Annotated in this window: 21 protein-coding genes; 14 read left to right on the top strand and 7 right to left on the bottom strand. The window is 70.2% G+C overall.

Annotation, left to right across the window (positions count from 1 at the left end; genetic code table 11):
* Window positions 1-10: 10 nt before the first annotated feature.
* From hydA to E1161_RS01240, 3 genes are all read right to left on the bottom strand, one after another.
* Window positions 11-1,405: a dihydropyrimidinase gene (gene hydA, locus E1161_RS01250; protein WP_132618597.1), complete on the bottom strand. Its 1,395-nt coding sequence runs from the start codon at window positions 1,403-1,405 to the stop codon at window positions 11-13.
* 11 nt (window positions 1,406-1,416) lie between these two features.
* Window positions 1,417-2,259, bottom strand: coding sequence for a nitrilase-related carbon-nitrogen hydrolase (locus tag E1161_RS01245; RefSeq protein ID WP_132618595.1), 843 nt, complete (start codon window positions 2,257-2,259; stop codon window positions 1,417-1,419).
* A 141-nt stretch (window positions 2,260-2,400) separates the two neighbouring features.
* The gene (locus E1161_RS01240; protein WP_132618593.1) at window positions 2,401-2,805 is read right to left on the bottom strand and encodes a DUF5313 family protein; all 405 of its coding nucleotides are present in this window, start codon (window positions 2,803-2,805) and stop codon (window positions 2,401-2,403) included.
* Between the two features lie 219 nt (window positions 2,806-3,024).
* Between E1161_RS01240 and E1161_RS26970 the strand changes: the two genes are divergently transcribed.
* The gene (locus tag E1161_RS26970) at window positions 3,025-3,183 is read left to right on the top strand and encodes a hypothetical protein (protein WP_165939646.1); all 159 of its coding nucleotides are present in this window, start codon (window positions 3,025-3,027) and stop codon (window positions 3,181-3,183) included.
* Between the two features lie 46 nt (window positions 3,184-3,229).
* On the opposite strand, the gene E1161_RS01235 is transcribed toward E1161_RS26970, so the two are convergent.
* A complete protein-coding gene (locus E1161_RS01235) occupies window positions 3,230-4,396 on the bottom strand; it encodes a fumarylacetoacetate hydrolase family protein (protein ID WP_132618591.1) in 1,167 nt (388 codons plus the stop codon).
* A 305-nt stretch (window positions 4,397-4,701) separates the two neighbouring features.
* On the opposite strand from E1161_RS01235, the gene E1161_RS01230 reads away from it, so the two are divergent.
* A complete protein-coding gene (locus tag E1161_RS01230) occupies window positions 4,702-5,229 on the top strand; it encodes a hypothetical protein (protein ID WP_132618589.1) in 528 nt (175 codons plus the stop codon).
* A gap of 57 nt (window positions 5,230-5,286) precedes the next feature.
* Window positions 5,287-6,087 carry an SDR family oxidoreductase gene (locus E1161_RS01225; protein ID WP_132618587.1) on the top strand — a complete coding sequence of 267 codons (801 nt, stop codon included), beginning with the start codon at window positions 5,287-5,289 and terminating at the stop codon, window positions 6,085-6,087.
* Window positions 6,088-6,092: 5 nt separating this feature from the next.
* Here E1161_RS01225 and E1161_RS01220 read toward each other — a convergent pair whose 3' ends face one another.
* The gene (locus E1161_RS01220) at window positions 6,093-7,097 is read right to left on the bottom strand and encodes an NADP-dependent oxidoreductase (RefSeq protein ID WP_132618585.1); all 1,005 of its coding nucleotides are present in this window, start codon (window positions 7,095-7,097) and stop codon (window positions 6,093-6,095) included.
* Between the two features lie 72 nt (window positions 7,098-7,169).
* The gene (locus E1161_RS01215) at window positions 7,170-8,156 is read right to left on the bottom strand and encodes a pirin family protein (RefSeq protein ID WP_132618583.1); all 987 of its coding nucleotides are present in this window, start codon (window positions 8,154-8,156) and stop codon (window positions 7,170-7,172) included.
* A 76-nt stretch (window positions 8,157-8,232) separates the two neighbouring features.
* Here E1161_RS01215 and E1161_RS01210 point away from each other — a divergent pair, with 76 nt between their 5' ends.
* Entirely contained in the window at window positions 8,233-8,544 is a 312-nt protein-coding gene (locus E1161_RS01210) for a GNAT family N-acetyltransferase (RefSeq protein WP_132618581.1), read from the top strand.
* Window positions 8,545-8,626: 82 nt separating this feature from the next.
* Window positions 8,627-9,610 (top strand): aldo/keto reductase, encoded by a 984-nt coding sequence (locus E1161_RS01205; protein ID WP_235874694.1) that lies wholly within the window; start codon window positions 8,627-8,629, stop codon window positions 9,608-9,610.
* A 95-nt stretch (window positions 9,611-9,705) separates the two neighbouring features.
* Here E1161_RS01205 and E1161_RS01200 read toward each other — a convergent pair whose 3' ends face one another.
* The gene (locus E1161_RS01200; RefSeq protein ID WP_132618579.1) at window positions 9,706-10,827 is read right to left on the bottom strand and encodes a VIT1/CCC1 transporter family protein; all 1,122 of its coding nucleotides are present in this window, start codon (window positions 10,825-10,827) and stop codon (window positions 9,706-9,708) included.
* A gap of 2 nt (window positions 10,828-10,829) precedes the next feature.
* On the opposite strand from E1161_RS01200, the gene E1161_RS28480 reads away from it, so the two are divergent.
* From E1161_RS28480 to E1161_RS01150, 9 genes are all read left to right on the top strand, one after another.
* Entirely contained in the window at window positions 10,830-11,474 is a 645-nt protein-coding gene (locus E1161_RS28480; RefSeq protein WP_328591197.1) for a YceI family protein, read from the top strand.
* 40 nt (window positions 11,475-11,514) lie between these two features.
* A complete protein-coding gene (locus E1161_RS01190) occupies window positions 11,515-11,700 on the top strand; it encodes a hypothetical protein (protein WP_132618577.1) in 186 nt (61 codons plus the stop codon).
* 80 nt (window positions 11,701-11,780) lie between these two features.
* A complete protein-coding gene (gene qcrB / locus E1161_RS01185; RefSeq protein WP_132618575.1) occupies window positions 11,781-13,418 on the top strand; it encodes a cytochrome bc1 complex cytochrome b subunit in 1,638 nt (545 codons plus the stop codon).
* Between the two features lie 43 nt (window positions 13,419-13,461).
* Window positions 13,462-14,376 carry a ribonuclease Z gene (locus E1161_RS01180; RefSeq protein ID WP_132618573.1) on the top strand — a complete coding sequence of 305 codons (915 nt, stop codon included), beginning with the start codon at window positions 13,462-13,464 and terminating at the stop codon, window positions 14,374-14,376.
* A 96-nt stretch (window positions 14,377-14,472) separates the two neighbouring features.
* Window positions 14,473-14,976 (top strand): mycothiol transferase, encoded by a 504-nt coding sequence (locus tag E1161_RS01175; protein WP_132618571.1) that lies wholly within the window; start codon window positions 14,473-14,475, stop codon window positions 14,974-14,976.
* A gap of 39 nt (window positions 14,977-15,015) precedes the next feature.
* Complete coding sequence (locus E1161_RS01170; RefSeq protein WP_132618569.1) at window positions 15,016-15,504, top strand: DnaJ family domain-containing protein; 489 nt, start codon at window positions 15,016-15,018, stop codon at window positions 15,502-15,504.
* Window positions 15,505-16,267: 763 nt separating this feature from the next.
* On the top strand, window positions 16,268-17,563 hold the full coding sequence (locus E1161_RS01165) for a helix-turn-helix domain-containing protein (RefSeq protein ID WP_132618567.1): 1,296 nt from the start codon (window positions 16,268-16,270) through the stop codon (window positions 17,561-17,563).
* 495 nt (window positions 17,564-18,058) lie between these two features.
* The gene (locus E1161_RS01155) at window positions 18,059-19,045 is read left to right on the top strand and encodes a LacI family DNA-binding transcriptional regulator (protein ID WP_132618563.1); all 987 of its coding nucleotides are present in this window, start codon (window positions 18,059-18,061) and stop codon (window positions 19,043-19,045) included.
* Between the two features lie 10 nt (window positions 19,046-19,055).
* The gene (locus tag E1161_RS01150; RefSeq protein WP_132618561.1) at window positions 19,056-20,528 is read left to right on the top strand and encodes a mannitol dehydrogenase family protein; all 1,473 of its coding nucleotides are present in this window, start codon (window positions 19,056-19,058) and stop codon (window positions 20,526-20,528) included.
* Window positions 20,529-20,549 lie beyond the last annotated feature (21 nt).

Genomic DNA, 20,549 nt, shown 5'->3' with positions numbered 1-20,549 from the left:
GCCGCGCTCCTCAGCTCAGGTATCCGCAGGATTCACGGCGCAGGAACCGGCCCCTGCCGGGCCGGCCGTGGTACTCGCCGTCGTGCAGGATGACCTCGCCCCGGGACAGCACCGTGCGCACCCGGCCCGTGATCTTCCTGCCCTCGTAGGCGTTGTAGTCCACGTTCATGTGGTGGGTCTCGGCCGAGAGCACCTGCTCGAAGCCGGGGTCGTAGATGACGATGTCGGCGTCGGCGCCCGGGGCGATGGTGCCCTTGCGCGGGTGCAGCCCGAACATCCGAGCCGGGGAGGTGCTGACCAGTTCGACCCACCGGCGGCGGCTGATCCGGCCCGCGACCACGGCGTCGTGCAGCAGGTCGAGGCGGTTCTCCACGCCCGGGATGCCGTTGGGGATCTTGGAGAAGTCGTCGCGCCCTAGCTCCTTCTGGTCGGCGAAGCAGAACGGACAGTGGTCGGTGGAGACCACCGACAGGTCGTCGGTGCGCAGCGCCCGCCACAGCGACGCCTGGTGCTCAGCCGGGCGAAGGGGTGTGGAGCACACGTACTTGGCGCCTTCGAACCCGGGCGCGGCGAGTTCGTCGACGGTCAGGAACAGGTACTGCGGGCAGGTCTCACCGAAGACGGTGAAACCCTCGTGGCGGGCCCTGGTGATCTCGGCGACCGCCTCGGTGGCCGACACGTGCACCACGTACAGCGGCGAACCGGCCACTTTGGACAGCTGGATGGCGCGGTGCGTCGCCTCGGCTTCCAGCAGCGGGTGGCGGACGCGGCCGTGGTACACCGGATCGGTGTGCCCGGCGTCGAGCGCCTGGCGGACCAGGACGTCGATGGCGATGCCGTTCTCGGCGTGCATCATGATCAGCGCGCCGTTGTCGGCGGCCTGCTGCATGGCGCGCAGGATCTGCCCGTCGTCGCTGTAGAACACGCCCGGGTAGGCCATGAACATCTTGAAGCTGGTGATGCCCTCCGCCACCAGCGCGTCCATCTCCTTGAGCACGCCGTCGCCGACGTCGGAGAGGATGCCGTGGAAGCCGTAATCGATGGCGCAGTTGTCGTCGGCCCTGGCGTGCCACGCCTCCACGCCTTCGCGCAGCGTGCGGCCGACGGGCTGGATGGCGAAGTCGATGATGGTGGTCGTGCCGCCCCACGCCGCGGCGCGGGTGCCGGTCTCGAAGGTGTCGGCGGCGTAGGTGCCGCCGAAGGGCATCTCCATGTGCGTGTGGGCGTCCACACCGCCGGGGATGACGTAGTGGCCGGTGGCGTCGAGCACCGCGTCGGCGGTCCAGTCCCGCGCTACGCCGGGTGCGGCGATGGCGGCGATCGCGTCGTCCTCGACCAGGACGTCGGCTTCGATCTCCTCGGTCGCGGTGATCACCAGTCCACCGCGGATGGCGGTTCTGCGCATCGCGGGCTCCTTCAGGGCTGGGTCAGCGGGCCGTAGGCGTCGGGGCGGCGGTCGCGGTAGAAGGCCCACTTGCGGCGGACCTCCTCGACGACGTCCAGGTCCAGGTCGCGGACCAGCAGCTCTTCGTCGTTATCGCTGGCCGGGTCACCGACGAACTGGCCGTAGGGGTCGACGAAGTAGCTGGTGCCGTAGAAGTCGTTGTCGCCGTACTCCTCGACGCCGACGCGGTTGATGGCGGCCACGAAGTACTCGTTGGCCACGGCTGCGGCCGGTTGTTCGAGCTTCCACAGGTAGGAGGACAGGCCCCGGCTGGTGGCCGACGGGTTGTAGACGATCTGGGCACCCGCCAGACCCAGTGCTCGCCAGCCCTCCGGGAAGTGCCGGTCGTAGCAGATGTAGACCCCGACGCGTCCGACCGCGGTGTCGAAGACCGGCCAGCCGAGGTTGCCGGGCCGGAAGTAGAACTTCTCCCAGAACCCGGGCAGGTGCGGCAGGTGGTGCTTGCGGTACTTGCCGAGGTAGGTGCCATCCGCGTCGATCACCGCGGCGGTGTTGTAGCGGAAGCCGGGCCCGTCGACCTCGAAGACCGGCACGACGACGACCATCGACAGCTCGCGAGCGAGCGCGCACATGCGCTGCACGGTCGGGCCGTCCGGCACCGCCTCCGCCCAGCGGTGGTGCTCGTCCTCCTGGACCTGGCAGAAGTAGGGCGCGTTGAACACTTCCTGGAAGCCGATGATCCGCGCCCCCTGCGCGGCTGCGGCTCTGGCGCGCTGCTCGTGCGCATCGACCATGCTCGCGGTGTCACCGGTCCACTTGGCCTGCACGATTGCTGCGCGAACGACGTTGGGCATCGACGAGGCCCCTCCCGCTCGGCCTTTCCCGCCGGATCTCGGGCGGATGAGACCGAACGTAGGCCCACAGGTGAACACCCGCAATGACTGCGCGATCACGCAATGTGACGAGTTGTGCCCTCCCCCTCGGGAGGAACCCGGTCACTCCCACCAGGGGCGGTAGCCGACGCCGTGCTTGTTGGCGCGGTCGACATCGCGGCGCATGGCGCGGGTGTCGCGGGCGACGCCGGGAGGGAAGCCATGCTTGATGGCGCGATGCTCACCGGTCTCGCCCATGTAGCAGACCGAGTAGAAGAGCCCGACCAGCAGTCCGAGGGCCAGCGAGCTCAACCGGATCCACATCGGACCGGGCAGCAGCATCAGCACGGCGCACAACGGGGCGAGCTGGGTCAGGGCGCGGGCGAGGTGCCGCAACACCCAGGTGCGGCAGGTGACGTCGTGCAGCACCCACTCGGCGCACCGGTCCGGCAGCTTGCCGCCGAAGGCGTACCAGGCCCATTGCGCCGGGTTGGGTCGTGATGACGGCGCGGGCCGGGTGGTCGCCATGGCTCCAGGTTAGTCCTCGTCGCAGCGCTTGGGGACCGTCCGTTCGGCCCTCGGCACCGATCCTATGCAGCCGTTGCCGGGCGAACGACCTGACGCCACCGCCGACGGCGATCTGCGTCACATTTGGGTGATTCAACGCCACGCTTGCGAGTGAAGCGCGTCCCACGGGTAACGAGGGATTGCGGGAGCTCGATACCGCAATCGGAAAGGGGAGGAAAAGTGTTCGTCGTCGTCGTGGCAATGCTGCTGGTTCTGGTTCTGGGATTCGTGATGTTCACCGACGCGCTGGACGGCACCGGGTCGATGAGCACCCGGCGGGGGCTCCGCGATGTGGCCGCGCAGGTGAAGCGCAGCGCGCGCCTGTCCGACCACAACTGAGCGAGACCGCCGGCCTCCTTCGCAGGCCGGCGGTGCTTCCCGGGGGTCAGAGCAGTCCGCGGTGGACCAGGTTGGCGAGCAGGGAGCGCACGCCGAAGGTCCACTGCGGACACCGCTCGCTGCGGTTGACCCGGTTGGCGAGGGTGCCGAGCTTCGGGGTGGAAATCCGCACCACATCGCCGACCTGGTGGGTGAAGCCCTTGCCGAGCGCGCCGCGATCCTCGGTGGGGGCGAAGAGGGTTCCGGTGTAGAGGATCAGGCCGTCCGGGTACTGGTGGTGCGGTCCCAGCGCGGACGCGGCCAGCTCCTCGGGGTCTCGGCTGATCTCCCGCATCGAGCTGTGCCCGTCGAGGACGAAGCCGTCCTCACCCCGCACTTCCAGCCGCACGTCGAGGTTCCGCACGTCGTCGAGGCCGAACCCGTCGTCGAACAGGCGCAGCAACGGCCCCAGCGATGCGGAGGCGTTGTTGTCCTTGGCCTTGGGCAGCAGGAGCGCGCTGCGGCCCTCGACGTCGCGCAGGTTGACGTCGTTGCCCAATGTCGCGGCCACGATCCGGCCGTCGCTGCGGATCGCCAGCGCCACCTCGGGTTCCGGGTTGTTCCAGTCCGAGCCCTCCGCGATGCCGATCTCGGCGCCCGCGCCCACGGCCGCCAGCAGCGGCGCCTTGGTGAAGATCTCCGGGTCCGGGCCGAGCCCGACCTCCAGGTACTGCGACCAGAGTCCGTCGCGCACCAGCACTTCCTTGACCGCGCGGGCCTCCTCCGAGCCCGGCCGGATCGCGGCGAGGGTGCCGCCGATCGCGGACTCCACCTGCTCGCGGATCTCCGCCGAGCGGGTCACGTCGCCCGCGGCACGTTCCTCGATGACCCGCTCCAGCATGCTCTTGACGAAGGTGACCCCGGCCGCCTTGAGCACCTGCAGGTCGGCCGGTGCCAGCAACCTCGGCCCCGGCCCGCCGTCGACCGTCGCGGCGAGCACGCTCGTCAGCGGCCAGCTCTTGCGCGGTGCGGCGCTGCGGGCGAGCGCGACGGGATCGCGGTGCTCCAGCAGGTCGGTCAGCGTCGGGACCGCGCCGGTGATGTCGACCAGCTCGTCGCCGCGAACGGCGACCACGGACGGGCCGGCCTCCTGCGGGTCGTGCACGCGGCCGACCAGGGTGGCCGCGTCGCGGTCGGTGGGCAGCACGTCACGCACGTCGTCGAGCAGCTTCACGTCGTACCTCTCGTTCGGCTCGACGGCAACATAGCGCCCCGAACACCGCTCGCCCTTCCTCTTCGGCGAACACCCGCCAGCCGGAGGAAAGAGCGCATGGTTCCGCGTCCGGGAGGATTCAGGGGAGCTGGCGAACGGGCGAGCTGGTGACGTAAGGTTCGATCGACTCTCACTCGTTCGGATGAGAGTCTTTGGACGGAATGGATCAACCGGCAGTGGGGTGAGTGGCAGTGGTCAGGTCGTCGTTGGCGCGATCCGGGCGAGGACGCCACCGGCGTGGCGCTGCGTGGCGGTACACCGCACCGGTGCTCGGGTACACGACGGCGGCGGTGCTCGCCGTCATCGCCGCCACCAGCGCGCACTACTCGCAGACGCGCGCGGACGAGGTCGCGATGCCGGAGCCGGCCAACGCCGCGCGGGCCCAGGCCTCCGCACCGTCCCGTCAGTACCTGCCGCAGTTGATGCGGCCCGAGTCAGGCCTCGGCACTCCCCCGGTCGTTCCGCCGCCCGCACCGACCGCACCGGCGATGGCGGGACCGCAGACCGCCGTGCCGACCTCGGAGGCTCCGGAGGAGACCACCACGCGCAGCTACGCGCCGTCGACCACGACCGAACCGACGAGCACCCCGTCGGCGACCAGCGAGCCGACGCCGACCTCCGAACCCACTGGAACCTCGGAGTCGACCCAGACCTCCCCACCGACCCAGTCTTCTGAGCCGAGCCAGACCTCGGAACCGACGCAGCCCAGCACGACGTCTGAGCCGAAGCCGGGTCTGCTGCCACTGGTCGGAGGCGTGGTCGACGGCCTCACCGGCCCGCTGCTGGGGAGCTGACGCCGCTCGCGGAGGTCGCGCACCAGTGGGATCGTCGGTCCCGGGAGGTGCGGGCCCATGGAAACGGTCGCGATCACCGGTGGCACCGGTCATCTGGGACGTCAACTGGTTCGCCTGCTCAAACCGACGCACCGGGTTCGGGTGCTCACCCGCCACCCGGGAACTGATGCCGACGTCGAGTGGGTGCCCGGGGATCTGGCCGTCGGCACGGGCATCGAGGAGCTCGTCGCCGGAGCGAGCACCGTGGTGCACGCGGCGACCTGGTCCCCGGGCGCGCAGCGCGGATACCTGCTGCCGGTGGACTTCTGGCGCAGCCCACCGGACGTCGACGTCGACGGAACCTCGCGACTGATCGACGCCGCCACGGCCGCGGGCGTCGATCATCTAATCCACGTCTCGATCGTCGGCATCGACCGACCGGCGCTGCCCTACCTGCGGCTCAAGCACACCGCCGAGGAGCTGGTCAGCGTCTCCGAAGTGCCGTGGTCGATCGCGCGGGCCACCCAGTTCCACTGGCTGCTGGACCGGATGTTCGGTCGCGCCGCTCGGCTTCCCGTCATCCCGCTGCCGGGCGAGCTGCGCACGCAGCCGGTCGACGAGCGCGATTTCGCCGACCACCTCGTGGGATGTGTGACCGAAGGGCCATCGGGGCGGCGTCCGGACTTCGGCGGTCCCGAGGTGCTCACGCTGGAGCAGGCGCTGACGGCCTGGCGGGAGGCGCGCGGGACGAAGCCGCGCGTGCTCAACCTTCCGGCTCCCCAGCGCCTGCGGCGCATCGCATCGGACTGGACGTGCCCGAACGACCGGCACGGCCGGACCACCTGGGCGGAGTGGCTGCGCAACCACCCCGCCCAGTGAGCTGATCAGGCGATCTTCACCAGCATCTTGCCGGTGTTGTCACCGCGCATCAGGCCCAGGAACGCGTCGGGAGCGTTGCGCAGGCCCTCCACGACCGTCTCGCGGTACTTGATCTTGCCCTCGGCCAGCCAGCCACCGACCTCGTTGACGAACGCGTCCTTGAGGTGGCCGTGATCCCCGACGATGAAGCCTCGCAGCTTCAGGCGCTTCTGCACGATCATCATCATGTTGCGCGGCCCGGGCTGCGGGGTCTCGTTGTTGTACTGCGAGATCATCCCGCACTCGGCGGCGCGGCCGAAGTCGTTGAACGCGGAGATCGCTGCCTCGAGGTGCTCACCGCCGACGTTGTCGAAGTACACGTCGATGCCCTCGGGCGCGGCTTCCTTGAGCTGCTTGCGGACGGGTCCGTCGTGGTAGTCGAACGCCGCGTCGAAGCCGACCTCGTCCAGCAGGTACTTGACCTTCTCCGGGGAACCGGCGCTGCCGATGACCTTCTTGGCGCCGCGCAGCTTGGCGATCTGGCCGGCCAGCGAACCGACAGCACCCGCCGCGCCGGAGACGAACACGACATCGCCCTCCTCCTGCTCGGCGACCTCGACGAGACCCGCGTAGGCGGTCATGCCGGGCATGCCGAGCACGTAGAGGTAGGCGCTCGGCGGTGCGACGCTCGCGTCGACCTTGGTGGCGTGCTTGACGGGCACGACCGCGTAGTCCCGCCAGCCCAGCATGTGCAGCACGAGATCACCGGTCTGGTAACCGTCGGCGTTGCTGCTCACGACCTCACCGACGGCACCGCCCTGGAGGGCCTCGCCGACCTCGAAGGGCGGCACGTAGGACTTGCCCTCGTTCATCCGGCCCCGCATGTACGGGTCGACGCTCATCACCAAGTTGCGGACCAGCACTTCGCCTGCACCCGGCTGCGGAGCCTCCACCTCGACGAAGTCGAAGTTGTCCATCGTCGGCAACCCCTGCGGACGGGACGCGAGGCGGATCTCCAGGCCCTTGCTCATTCAACTGCTCCTTTCACCAGAACACTTTCCCGGGACTCTACGCCGCGGCACCAGCCGTTCGCCGGGGGCTGATCAAGTTCGTCGGACGCGGCCGCGCGCCCGCAGCGCGACGTGGGGCATCTCCGGTGCCGCCAGCGCGGCGGCGTCCCCGTGCACGACACCGAAACGTCCTGGCTCGTCGGGTGTTCCGCGGCCGTGCTCCCACTCGGACCTGGCCCGTGCGACCTCGTCGTGGGTGCGGCCGACGAAGTTCCACCACATGACGATCTCTTCCTCGAACGGCACACCGCCGAGCAACATCGCCCGCCCGGGTCCGGCTGCCTCGATCGTCACGTCGCCGCCGCCCTGCCCCACGTAGAGCATGTCGCCGGTGCGCACCTCGCGGCCGTCGACCGCCAGGTCCGACAGCGCCAGCACCGCGTGCTCGAAGTCCTGCTCGACCGGGATGCGCATGGTCGCACCGGAGTTGATGGTCAGCTCCGCGCCGACCAGCGGGGTGTAGGCCTTGGCCGGCGAGGTTGCCCCGAGCAGCGAGCCGATCAGCACCATCACCGAGCCCTCCGGGGTGGTGATCACCGGCAGGTCGACGTGGTGCTCGAAGTGCGGGTCCACTCCCCGCTCCTGGGCGGGCAGCGCCACCCACAGCTGCACTCCGTGCAGGATCGCCGAGTGATCCGCCGGGGACTCCTCGGAGTGCGAGATGCCTCGGCCGGCGGTCATCAGGTTCAGCTGGCCCGGCTCGACGAGCTGGCTGTTGCCGAGGCTGTCGCGGTGCAGGACCTGCCCGTCGAAGAGCCAGCTGACGGTCTGCAAGCCGGTGTGCGGGTGCGGCGGGACCTGCATCCCGGCCTGACCTGAGATGTCCGCCGGTCCGTAGAAGTCGGCGAAGCACCAGGCCCCGACCATCCGGCGGTCGCGGTTGGGCAGCGTCCGGCCGACCAGCATCGCGCGCGGACCGCCGAGCGGAACCTCGCGCGGTCGCAGCAGTTCGGGTTCCGGAGCAGCGGTGATCACGCCTCCGCAGCGCAGCTCGTCGGGGTCGTTCTCGACATTGCTCACGTCCTCAGCCTCCTCCAGCGGGCTCGAGCATGCACAATCGATTGTTGAACCATCATCCAATGACGGGAGAGCAGCGGTGAGCACCGAGCCCGAGATCAAGGACGACCCCGACGCCAACCGGTTCGAGATCCGCGTCGACGGAGAGCTGGCGGGCTTCGCCGAGTACAAGCTCAAGACCGGGCAGATCTCCTTCACCCACACCGAGATCGACGACGGCTTCAGCGGTCAGGGCCTGGCGAGCAAGCTGGTGCGCGCCGCGCTGGAGGAGGCCCGGGGACGCGAGCTGGCGGTGCTGCCGTTCTGCCCGTACGTGCGCGGCTGGATCGCCAAGCACCCCGACTACGTCGACCTGGTTCCCGCCGAGCGCCGCGCCGACTTCGAGCTGTGACACCGCGTCCCAGGTTGTGAGTCCTGCTAACTACTGGGGCTAGGCTGGCCACGACCACCACCTACGCGATCAGGAGAGATCCGTGTCCGACACTCCCCCACGTCGCCGACTCGGCCGCAACGGGCCCGAGGTCAGCGCCATAGGTTACGGCGCGATGGGCCTGTCCGGCGTCTACGGCACCGCCGACGACGCCGAATCGGCGAAGCTGCTGAACGAGATGCTCGACCTCGGTGTGAACTTCCTCGACACCGCCGACGTCTACGGCGAGGGCCACAACGAGCAGCTCATCAGCGGACTGCTGGCCGAACGCCGCGACGAAGTCGTGCTGGCCACCAAGTTCGGCGCCAACAAGGAGACCGGCGGAGGCAAGCCCGAGTACGTCCGCCAGGCCGCGGAGGCCAGCCTTTCCCGGCTGGGCACCGACCACATCGACCTCTACTACCTGCACCGGCTGGACCGCACCACGCCCATCGAGGAGACCGTCGGCGCGATGGCGGAGCTGGTCGCCGAGGGCAAGATCGGCCACATCGGGCTCTCGGAGATCAGCGCCGCGACGTTGCGCCGCGCGCACCAGGTCCACCCGATCACCGCGGTGCAGCAGGAGTACTCGCTGTTCACCCGCGACCCGGAGGCCGAGCTGCTGCCCGCGACCCGCGAGCTGGGCGTGAGCCTGGTGGCCTACTCCCCGCTGGGACGCGGGGTGCTCACCGGATCGTTCACCAGCGCCTCCGACGTGGAGAACCTGGAGGTCCGCGAGAAGCGCTACCCGCGGTTCCAGGAGGAGAGCCTGCAGCGCAACATCGAGCTGACCCGGCCGCTGCGCGAGCACGCGGACCGCCTCGGGATCACTCCGGCGCAGTTGGCGCTGGCGTGGTTGCTGGCCCAGGGCGAGGACGTCCTGCCGATCCCGGGCAGCCGCCGCATCGGGCGCGTCCAGGCCAACGTCGAGGCGGCCCACGTCAGGCTCAACCCGGAGCTCGCCGCGGAGCTGTCCGAGCAGTTCCCGCCCGGCACCGCCGCGGGCGAGCGCTACCACCCGGACGGGATGTCCCGCCTGGACCGCTGACCGCTTCCGGTCGTGGTCGACGCGCTCACCATCGCTGGAGTCGCCACATACCGGCACGATCCAGCAGCCGCCACCCTTCACGGCACCCGCGTCGATCAGCCGACGGTGGCTCCGAACAGGACGCCGAGAAGGTAGGTGACCGCTGCGGCGCCCAGGCCGATGGCCAGTTGCCGAAGCGCTCGGGGCAGCGGGGCGGCTCCGGAGAGAACGCCGACCGTAGCGCCGGTGAGCATCAGCGCGAGCCCCACCAGCACGACCGAGGCCACGATCGCCACCACTCCGGTCAGGCCCACGGCGAAGGGCAGGACCGGGATCAGCGCACCGGAGGCGAAGAACGCGAAGCTCGACACCGCCGCCTTCGCACCCGAGCCGACCACCTCGTGGTCGTCGGAGGTCTCCGACGACGCCTCCGCGCCTCCGTCGGTCTCGGGGGTGGCGTCGGATTCCTGGTGGGCGTGCGGCAACGTCGACCGCAACTGCCGCAGCAGGGCGGAGGCGCGGCGCTGCGCCTCCGCCTCGTCCATTCCCCTGGCCCGGTAGACCAGGGCGAGCTCGTTGGCGTCGACGTCGAGGTGCGGGACGACCGCGCGCGCCTGCGGGTCCGGGGTGGCCGCGGCGAGGAGCTCGCGCTGGGAGCGGACCGAGATGTACTCGCCCGCACCCATCGACAGAGCTCCCGCCAGCAGGCCCGCGAACCCGGTCAGCAGCACGACCTCGGAAGACAGGTTGCCGCCGATCACGCCCAGGACCAGCGCGAGGTTGCTGACCAGGCCGTCGTTGGCGCCGAAGACCGCCGCGCGGAACGACCCCGACACCCGGGCGCGGCCGCGCGCGGCCAGAGCGCGCACGACCTCCTCGTGGATCCGCTCATCGGCCGCCATCGAAGCAGGCACGTCCTGGTCGTAGTGGTACGGCGAGCGGCTTTCGGCTCGCTGGGCCAGGGCCAGGACGAACACCGAACCGAAGCGGCGCGCCAGGACGACCAGGACGCGCATCCGGAACTGCCCGCGCCGCTGCCGGCCGATCTCGTCGCCGAGCAGGTCCTCCCAGTAGCGGGCGTGGCGCTCCTCGGCCTCGGCGAGACCGAGCAGGATTTCCCGCTCCTCGCCGCTGCGACGGGCGGCCAGGCTCCGGTAGACACGAGCCTCTTCCCGCTCGTCGGCGAGCCGACGCCGCCAGCGTCGGATCGAACGGCCGTCACTGATCTTGTCCTGCACGCGTGCAGCCTGCCAGCGCCGACACGCGGTCACCACCCGACCCGGCGCTCACCCGTTCCAGGGACGGGCTGCGGAGCCCACCCGTGGTTGTCCTCCTGCGGCGTGGTCGGTGGTGTCCGCCCCCGTGGGAACACCAGGGAGCGACCACCCATGAGCAAAGCCACCGACCTCGGAAGGCTCACCGGCGACCACACCATCGACCCGGTGCACTCCCGGCTGGGATTCGTCGCCCGACACGCGATGGTGACCGCTTCGACCTCGACAACCACCCGGAGATCGTGTTCACCTCCACCGGGGTGCGGACTCAGGGCGAGAACACGTTCCACGTCACCGGTGATCTCACGATCAAGGGCAACACCAAGCCGGTGGAGTTCGACCTGGATTGCACCGGCCAGGCCAGGACCCGTTCGGCGCCGTCCGCGTCGCGTCGAGGGCGGGCTGCAGGTCAACCGCGAGGACTGGGGCCTGACCTGGAACGCAGCGCTGGGACCGGCGTCTGGGGTGGTCGGCGAGAAGATCACCGTCGAGCTCGACATCTCCGCGGTCAAGGAGGCCTGACGACACCCCGACGCGGCCGTGGAACACCGTCCCAAGACGTGACACGCGTGTTCCCGTCGTGTGACGGCTGGGGCGGGTGTGCAGGGTAGGGTTCCTGCGGCGCCGGGCGGACCGACGGAGGCTGATCGCATGAACCGCAAAGCCGTGACCGTGATCGTGATTCTCGTGGTGCTGGTGTGCGGCTCCCTGCTCGTGCGCGACCCCATCTCGGCCGCTGAGGCGGTCCGCAACGCGGTCACCACCATCATCGGCGCGGTGACCACCGTCATGGGCGCGCTCACCACCTTCTTCGAAGCCCTCTTCCACTCGAAGTAGCACGAACTCGGCTGCTCAGCACCGCCGGAAGCAGTAATCTGGGTCGGCAATGTCGTGAAACCGGGATGACTGGGGTCGACATGAGCAAGCTGACCCAGCCGACGAAGCCCGAGGGCAAGCTGTCCCGTTCGGTGGCCGACGGAGCCGACCAGCTGGACAAGCGGTACCGCGCGGCACCGGGGATGAGGCGCCAGCTGAACAAGGTCTTCCCCAACAACTGGGGTTTCCTGCTCGGCGAGATCGCCCTGTACAGCTTCATCGTCCTGCTGCTGACCGGCACCTACCTCGCGTACTTCTTCGACCCGTCGATGGCCGAGGTGACCTACGACGGCAGGTACACCAACCTGCGCGGCGTCGAGATGTCCCGGGCGTTCGAGAGCACGCTCGACATCTCCTTCGAGGTCCGGGGCGGGATGTTCGCCCGGCAGCTGCATCACTGGGGCGCGCTGATCTTCATGGCCGCGGTCGTGGCGCACATGTTCCGGATCTTCTTCACCGGAGCGTTCCGCCGCCCGCGCGAGACGAACTGGCTCATCGGCGTCAGCCTGTTCGTGCTGGGCATGTTCGAAGGCTTCATCGGCTACTCGCTGCCCGACGACCTGCTCTCCGGCACCGGCCTCCGGATCGCCTCAGGCATCCTGCTGTCCGTCCCGGTCATCGGCACGTGGCTGCAGTGGCTGCTGTTCGGCTCGGAGTTCCCCGGTACCGAGATCATCCCGCGCTTCTACCTGTTCCACGTCTTCCTGCTGCCCGGGCTCATCCTCGCGCTGGTCGCGGCCCACCTGGCGATCGTGTGGTACCAGAAGCACACCCAGTACCCGGGGCCCAAGCGCACCGAGTCCAACGTGGTCGGCGTGCGGATCATGCCGAAGTTCGCGGTGAAGGCGACCGGTTTCTTCCTCATCGTCACCGGTGTGATGGCGATCATGAGCGGCATCTTCCAGATCAACGCGATCTGGAACTTCGGCCCCTACGTCGTGTCGAAGGTCTCCTCCGCCTCACAGCCCGACTGGTACATGATGTGGACCGACGGGATGGGCCGGTTGTGGCCGCCGTGGGAGCTCTATCTCGGGCCGTTCACCGTCGGCGCCCCGTTCTTCCCGCTGGTCCTGGGCATGGGCCTGGTGTTCACCGTCGCCGCGATCTACCCGATGCTGGAGCGCAAGCTCAGCGGCGACGACGCGCACCACAACCTGCTGCAGCGCCCGCGCGACAACCCGGTGCGCACGTCGCTGGGCATGATGGCGATCGCGTTCTTCCTCGTCGTGCTCATCTCCGGGATGAACGACATCGTCGCATTCGTCTTCAGCCTGTCGCTGAACATGATGACCTGGGCCGGGCGCATCGGGGTGCTGGTGCTCCCACCGCTGGCCTACTACATCACCTACCGGATCTGCATCGGGTTGCAGCGCAGCGACCTCGAGGTGCTCCAGCACGGCGTGGAGACCGGCGTCGTCAAGCGGCTCCCGCACGGCGAGTTCATCGAGGTGCACCAGCCGCTCGGCCCGGTCGACGAGCACGGCCACCCGGAACCGCTGGACTACCAGGGCGCGCCGGTGCCCAAGAAGATGAACAAGCTCGGTGCCGCGGGGCACTCCGTCCCCGGCAGCCTGTTGTGGCCCGACCCGCCCGAGGAAACCCGGGCGTTGGAGGCCCCGCAGGAACAGGACGAGGAATCGCCGGTGAAATCCGGGCGACCACGCCCGCCCGAAGACTGAGGCCCGCTCCTCGCGAGCGGATCCGGCGCATAGGGTGCTCGACGTGTCAAACCGGGAACTCGTCGTGCTCGGCACGGCAAGCCAGGCGCCGACGCGCACCCGCAACCACAACGGCTACCTGCTGCGCTGGGACGGTCTGGGGCTGCTGTTCGACCCGGGTGAGGGTACGCAGCGGCAGATGACCTTCGCCGGTGTCAGCGCCAACGACGTCGACCACCTGTGCATCACGCACTTCCACGGTGACCACTGCCTGGGAGTGCCCGGGGTGGTGCACCGGATGTCGAGCGACCGGGTTCGCGGCGCGGTGCACGCGCACTACCCGGCGTCGGGCGCCAAGTTCTTCGGTCACCTGCGCCACGCGGCGGCCTACGACGACGCGGTTCAGCTCGACGAGCACCCGATCACCGGTGACGGCACGATCGCGCGAGGCCCGTTCGGACGATTGCGGGCGGTGCGGCTGGAACACCGCATCGAGGCGTTCGGCTACCGGCTCGAAGAACCCGACGGCCGCCGCATGCTGCCCGACGCGCTGGCGCGGCTGGGCGTGCACGGGCCCGACATCGGCAGGCTCCAGCGTGAGGGATCGGTTCTGGTCGGCGACCGGACCGTGGAGCTGGCGGAGGTCAGCGAGGAGCGGGCGGGGCAGCGGTTCGCGTTCGTGATGGACACCCGGCTCTGCGACGGCGTGTTCGAGCTGGCCGCCGATGCGGACATGCTGGTCATCGAATCGACCTTCCTGGACCAGGACGCCGACCTCGCCGATCGGTACCGGCACCTGACCGCGGCGCAGGCCGCCCGGGTCGCCGCCGACTGCGGGGTGCGGTACCTGGTGCTGACCCACTTCTCGCAGCGCTACACCGATCCGCGGCGCTTCCACGACGAGGCGGCGGAGGTCTTCGACGGCACGATCGTCGTCGCCTCCGATCTCGACCGCATCCCGTTCCCGCCGCGCCGCTGATACCGCAACACGCCGTCCTGGATCCGCTGCCGGCGACGGTGCCGCGCCGTACGGTGTGCGCAAGCGTTCGCCGCCGGATGTGAGGAGCGGGACCGGATGACCAGCGCCGATGTGCTCGTCGATGCGTTCAGCCGGATTCAGGCAGTGGTGCACGAATCGGTCGTCGGTCTCGACGAGGAGGCGCTGGCGCACCGCATCGACCCCGAGTCCAATTCGATCGCCTGGTTGTTGTGGCACCTGGCGCGGGTGCAGGACGACCACATCGCCGACGTCGCCGAGACCGAGCAGGTGTGGCTGGTGCAGAGCTGGGCCGCGCGGTTCGGGCTGCCGCTGGACGAGGAGGACACCGGCTACGGCCACGACTCGGACCAGGTCGAGTCGGTGCGCGCCTCCGGTGAACTGCTGACCGGCTACTACGACGCGGTCCACGAGCAGACGCTGCGGTTCGTCACCGGACTCGGCGACGCCGACCTGGACGAGGTCATCGACGCCAGCTGGTCCCCGCCGGTCACGCTGGGCGTGCGGTTGGTGAGCGTGATCGCCGACGACCTGCAGCACGCCGGCCAGGCCGCGCTGCTCAACGGGTTCCTGCGCAGCTGACGGTGGCGCGCGGTCGCGCTCGTACCGGACAATCGCGTCATGGCAGAGCGCAAACCTCCCGGGGTCACCTTCGAATCGTGGGTGGACCGGCAGATCCGCACAGCCCAGGAGCGCGGCGAGTTCGACGACCTGCCCGGCGCGGGCAAGCCGCTGCCGGGCGCCGGTGCGCCGCTGGACGAGCAGTGGTGGATCAAGGAGCAGATCCGCCGCGAGGGCCTCTCCGGTGACGCGCTGCTGCCCACTCCCCTGCGACTGCGGCGCGAGATCGACCGGCTGCCCGAAACCGTCGCCGAGCTGACCAGCGAGCACGCCGTGCGCGAGGTCGCGGCCGAGCTCAACCGCCGCATCGTCGAGCACCTGCGCTTCCCGGTCGGCCCGCAGGTCGCGATCGCACCGGTCAAGGTGGACTCGCTGGTCGAGCGCTGGCGGTCGCAGCGACCGGCCACGCAGGCTCCCGACACCCCGGAACCGGCCGCCGATCAGCGGTCCACGCCGCGCAGACGACGCTGGTTCCGGCGCCGGCGCTGACCGGCGTGTTCCGACTGCACGAGCACGCTTTGCGTCACCGATCCTGACCCCACCCGGCGGCATGGCCACCGGACCGCTGCTGGTGCAGCGTGCGCGCGTCGACCCGATGCGGGCCACTTCCGCTGCGTGTCCGCGCGGTTGAGCCTTCCGCTCCCGCCCGTGTCACACCCCGCAGCGATGGAGGACCGTGCCATGGCGCTGGAACCGGCAAGAGCGGGCTTCGCCCCGGCCTGCGCCCGGTCTCGTCCAAGTCACCGCCCGATTGGTGGTCACCCGCGAAGACCCTGGACCTGCTGGAGAGGATGCTGACCCGCAACGCCGAGCTGCGCGAAGCGGTTCCGGCGCAGTCCACGGTGGACGCCGAGCCGGTGGAGTTGCCGAAGCTGCGAATCGTGGTGGCTGCCAGGCAGATCGTCCGCCCAGACGGCACCCCGCATCCGCGTCACCCGGCTTGGGTTCGACCTGCTGCTGTTCCTTGCCCGCAACCCCGGCCGGGTGCACCACCGCAACCCGCTGCAGGCAGCGGTGTGAGGACTCTCCCGCGAAATCCCGCACGTGCACGGTCGACGTCCACATCCGCCGGATCCACGACGAACTCGGCCCCCGGGATGGATCCCATCACGACTGTGGGCGGCGTCGGATATCGGCTCGATCACGGAGAGCGCATCCGAATCATCACCGACTAGACCGATCGCGTTGACCGCGACCAGCATTCGCGCAATCCTGGTGAAGTTTCGTCGGCGAACTGAATCCAGGTGGGGACATGAGCGTGGTGATCGGCGTCCTGGTGCACGCGCGGCACCAAGAGGTCTTCCGCCAGGCGGCGAGCACCGTCTCCGGCGTCACCCTGCGCTGGGCCGTCTGCGGCGAAACCGCACAGGCCGGGGACCGGCTGCGGGAACTGCTCACCTCGCCTGGGGTGAACGGGCTGCTCATCGGCCCGCTGTCCTACGAGGCCGTGCGCGGTCAAGTCCCGGAGGGCCTCCCGGTGGCGGTGACGCGACCGAGCTCGCTCGAGCTGGCGCTGGCGGTGGCCCGGATGCGCAGCGACTACCCCGAGCACCGCAGGGCGAGCATCGACACCTTCGACCACCACGTGATCCAGGAGGTCGCCACCACGCTCGGCGTCCGCCACTCCGCGCTCCCCTACGCCACCGACCAGCCGATAGCGGAGATCATCGCCCACCACCGCGCTGCGCTGCGCAACGGCGGCGTGGTGATCACCCCGCGCCTGGAGGTCGCCGAGGCGCTGCGCGCGGAGGCACCCGTGGTCGACACCGTCCTGCTGTCGGCATCCGTGCGCGCCGAGCTGCAGGACCTGCTGCTGCGGGTGAAGGCCGGTCAGGCCGAGGATTCCCGCTTCGCCGCCGGGGTCTTCCAGGTCCGCGACGGTGAGGACGTCGAAGGCGCGCGGGCGGGGTTACGTGAAATCCTGCTGCAAGACCCGCAGTTAGCCGGCTCGTGGGTGGAGAACCGCGGTAAGCGCGGACTGGTCCTGTTCGCCCACAAGGCTCTGCTGGAGCGCGCAACCTCGGGCTGGCAGGTGGTTCCGGCGTTGCAGCAGGCCGAAGGCAGCATGGACGTGCGCATCGCCGCCGGGTTCGGGCTGGGCGCTTCGGTGCGGGCCGGTATCGCGCTCGCCGAACGCGCGGCGGTGCGCGCCGAGGCCGAGCCGCACTCGTGCGGGTTCGTCATCCAGGACAGCGGTGTGATCATCGGGCCGATCGGGGGCGCCGGGCGGCGCACCGAGTTCGCCTACCGGGACCACAGCGCCGATCTGGAGCGGATGGCCCGCGAGGTGGGGTTGAGCCCGACGACGTTGTCCCGCCTGGTGTCGCTGGAACGCGAGTTGCGCGGGCGCGCGGTTTCCCCCAGCGAGCTGGCCACCTTGCTGGGCATCACCGACCCGAGCGGGAGGCGGCTGATCCGCAAGCTCGGCACCGCCGAACTGGTCACGTCCGAGGGCAGCGCGCAGCCCACCCGGCGCGGACGTCCGACCCGCCTCTACAGGCTGCGCGTCGGCGAAGCCCTGGGTCAGTCAGGCTCCGCCCTCGACTAGTTCCGCTCAGCGGAGCCGGATGTGCCACTGCGCGGTGTCGCACTGACCGACGTCGTTGCCGAGCGTCACCGCCGGGTCCGCCGAGCCTTCCCGCTGCCGTGACCGTGCCACCTCCGCGAAGATCGACGGGGTGCCAATCCCCGGCGCCCGCAGCAGCGATCTCGCGCCCACGTGCTGACATCGCGCGCACCCTCCTGCACCCGGCCCCGCCGCAGCCGAACCGGGAGGTTCGGTGAGTTCGGTTCCCCGCTGTCGCCGAGCCGTTCCAGACGTCGGGCGACGCTGCTGTGGTGCACGTGCAGCATTTCGGTGGGGCGGTCGCGGGAACCGGTGGCGCAGCAGGCGTCCAGGGTGGCCAGGTCGTCGGGTTCGGCGCAGAGGCGTGCGCCGCGTTGTGACCGAGTGCGCTCGGCAAGAGGTTGACAAGTTTGCGCAAGGTTGGTCAAGATCTGCTCGGCCTGGCGCACCGCCGGGGTGCGACGGAGCGGAGGGGCGATGGCGCCGACCTTGACCGACGTGGCGAAACGAGCCGACGTCGCGCTGTCCACGGCCTCGCGCGCCTTCAGCGACCCGCAGCGGCTCGGACCGGACACCTTGCGCAAGGTCCTCGACGCGGCCCAGGAATTGGGCTACCAGACAGCCAAGCCGCCTGAGGCGCAGGTCGCCGGTTCCACGGTGGCGATGGTCGTGCCCGACATCGCCAACCCCGTCTACGGCACGCTGGTCAAGGCGGCGCAGGGCGAAGGCCGGCGACGCAGGCACACCCTCGTCCTCCACGACACCGACCGGGACCCGGAGCGCGAACGCGAAGCCATCGCCCACCTGCGCAGCCAGGTCTCGGCCATCGTGCTGTGCTCGTCCCGGTTGCCCGCCGACGAACTCGTCGAGCTGTGCGGGTCGACGCCGTCAGTGCTGATCAACCAGGAGCACGACGGTGTCGACTGCGTGCTCGCCGACGCCGGTGACGGCCTGCGCCAGGCCGTCGACTACCTCGCCGCGCTGGGCCACGAGCGCATCGCCTTCGTCTCCGGTTCCACGAATTCCTGGTCGAGCCCGCGCCGCGTGCGGCTCGTCGAATCCCTCGCCACCGAGGCAGGCATCTCGCTGCACGTGCTGGACTGGCACGCCGAAACCGTGGCGGCCGGAACCGCCGTGGCCGCCAGCGTGCTGGCCACCGGAGCATCGGCGGTGATCACCCACAACGACCTGGTCGCGTTCGGCGTGATCAAGGGTGCCCGCGCGCTGGGCGTGCAGGTCCCCGATGGGCTCAGCGTCATCGGCATCGACGACGTGGCGCTCACCGAGGTCTCACGGCCGTCGCTGACCAGCATCTCGATCCCGTGGTCCAAGGCGGGTTCCCTGAGCATGGAGCTGCTCGGCCCGATCCTGGGCGGACACCGCCCGCCACCGCGCAAGCACCTGCTGCCCGCGCACCTGGTCGTGCGCGACTCGACCGCTCCCGCCGCCCGCCGGCCCGCCTGATTGGTTCGCCATGCAACGACTCAACGCGTCCACCACACCCGTCTCCGCCCTGCAGCACCACCGCTCGCTGGGCGCGCCGGGCATCGTCCACCTGGGACTCGGCAACTTCCACCGCGCCCACCAGGCCGTGCACACCGCCCGCGCGCTGGAGCACACCGAGGGGCCTTGGGCGATCGTCGGCGTGGCCAACTCCTCGGCGACCGTCGCCCAGGCCATGCGCGAGCAGGACATGCGCTACGGGGTCGTGGAGATCTCCCCGGAGCGCACCGAGATCGGCGTCCCGGCGGTGCACAGCGACGTGCTGGTCGCCGCGCAGCAGCCGGGCGCCGTGCTGGACGCGCTGTCGGCGCACGAGACCCGCATCGTGACGCTGACGATCACCGAGAAGGGCTACAGCTACTCGCCGCGCACCAAGCTACTCGACCTCGACGACCCGGGAATCCGGGACGACCTGGCCGGTGGCGCACCGCGCACCACGATCGGCCGGCTGGCCCGCGCGCTCCAGCGCCGCGCGGCCACGCACGCCTCGCCGGTCGCGATCCTCAGCTGCGACAACCTCACCGGCAACGGCGAGCTCACCGCACGCCTGGTGCGCGAGTTCGCCGAAGCCCTGCCCGCCGCCGAGCGCGAAGACCTGCTCGCCTACCTGCACGGCTCGGTCAGCTTCCCGAACGGGATGGTCGACCGGATCGTGCCGGCGACCACCGACGCCTACCGCGAGACCGTCGCCGACCGGCTCGGGCTGCGCGACGAGGCCCCGGTGCCCGCCGAACCGTTCAGCATGTGGGTGCTGGAGGACCACTTCGCCGCGGGACGTCCGGCCTGGGAGCACGGCGGGGTCACCTTCACCGACGACGTCGAGCCCTACGAGCTGATGAAGCTGCGGCTGCTCAACGGCACGCACTCGCTGATCGCCTACCTGGGCGCGCTCGACGGCTGCGACCTGATCGCCGATGCCACCGCCCGGCCGCACATCGCCGAGGCCGCACATCGGCTGATGCGCGCCGACTACCTGCCGACGCTGACGATGCCCGCCGACATCGACTTCGAGGACTACTCCGCCCAGCTGTTCACGCGCTGGAGCAACAGCGCGCTGGGCCACCGCACGCGGCAGGTCGGCTCCGACGGCTCGACCAAGCTCGCCCAGCGCGTCCCGGAACCGGCCGGGCTGCACCTCAAGGCCGGTCGGGTGCCGCAGCACCTCGCGCTGAGCGTGGCCGCCTACCTGCGCTGCACGACAGCGCCCGAGACCACCGAGCACACCGCGGCGATGGTCGATCCGGCCGCCGGGGCGCTGCGCGCCGCACGCGCGAACGCCTCCGGCACGCGCGAGTTCGTCGCCGCGGCCCTGCGCGAGGGACTGCTGGGTGACGAACTCGCCGCCCACCAGGAGTTCCAGACGCGGGTCGCCGAGCTCGTCGACGTGCTCAGCGCCCACGGGGTCGCCGCGGCGACCGAAGAAGCCCTGCAAGCCGACGGTTGACCGACCGCACGAGAAGATTGC

The sequence above is a fragment of the Saccharopolyspora aridisoli genome (genome assembly GCF_004348445.1).
Lineage (GTDB): Bacteria > Actinomycetota > Actinomycetes > Mycobacteriales > Pseudonocardiaceae > Saccharopolyspora > Saccharopolyspora aridisoli.
This window is presented reverse-complemented; position numbering and strand designations above follow the sequence as displayed.

Bases quoted from the DNA above. Each gene is read 5' to 3' on its own strand.
- hydA (WP_132618597.1), bottom strand. From the start codon at position 1,405: ATGCGCAGAACCGCCATCCGCGGTGGACTGGTGATCACCGCGACCGAG.
- E1161_RS01245 (WP_132618595.1), bottom strand. From the start codon at position 2,259: ATGCCCAACGTCGTTCGCGCAGCAATCGTGCAGGCCAAGTGGACCGGT.
- E1161_RS01240 (WP_132618593.1), bottom strand. From the start codon at position 2,805: ATGGCGACCACCCGGCCCGCGCCGTCATCACGACCCAACCCGGCGCAA.
- E1161_RS01225 (WP_132618587.1), top strand. From the start codon at position 5,287: ATGGAAACGGTCGCGATCACCGGTGGCACCGGTCATCTGGGACGTCAA.
- E1161_RS01220 (WP_132618585.1), bottom strand. From the start codon at position 7,097: ATGAGCAAGGGCCTGGAGATCCGCCTCGCGTCCCGTCCGCAGGGGTTG.
- E1161_RS01190 (WP_132618577.1), top strand. From the start codon at position 11,515: ATGAACCGCAAAGCCGTGACCGTGATCGTGATTCTCGTGGTGCTGGTG.
- qcrB (WP_132618575.1), top strand. From the start codon at position 11,781: ATGAGCAAGCTGACCCAGCCGACGAAGCCCGAGGGCAAGCTGTCCCGT.
- E1161_RS01175 (WP_132618571.1), top strand. From the start codon at position 14,473: ATGACCAGCGCCGATGTGCTCGTCGATGCGTTCAGCCGGATTCAGGCA.
- E1161_RS01170 (WP_132618569.1), top strand. From the start codon at position 15,016: ATGGCAGAGCGCAAACCTCCCGGGGTCACCTTCGAATCGTGGGTGGAC.
- E1161_RS01165 (WP_132618567.1), top strand. From the start codon at position 16,268: ATGAGCGTGGTGATCGGCGTCCTGGTGCACGCGCGGCACCAAGAGGTC.
- E1161_RS01155 (WP_132618563.1), top strand. From the start codon at position 18,059: ATGGCGCCGACCTTGACCGACGTGGCGAAACGAGCCGACGTCGCGCTG.
- E1161_RS01150 (WP_132618561.1), top strand. From the start codon at position 19,056: ATGCAACGACTCAACGCGTCCACCACACCCGTCTCCGCCCTGCAGCAC.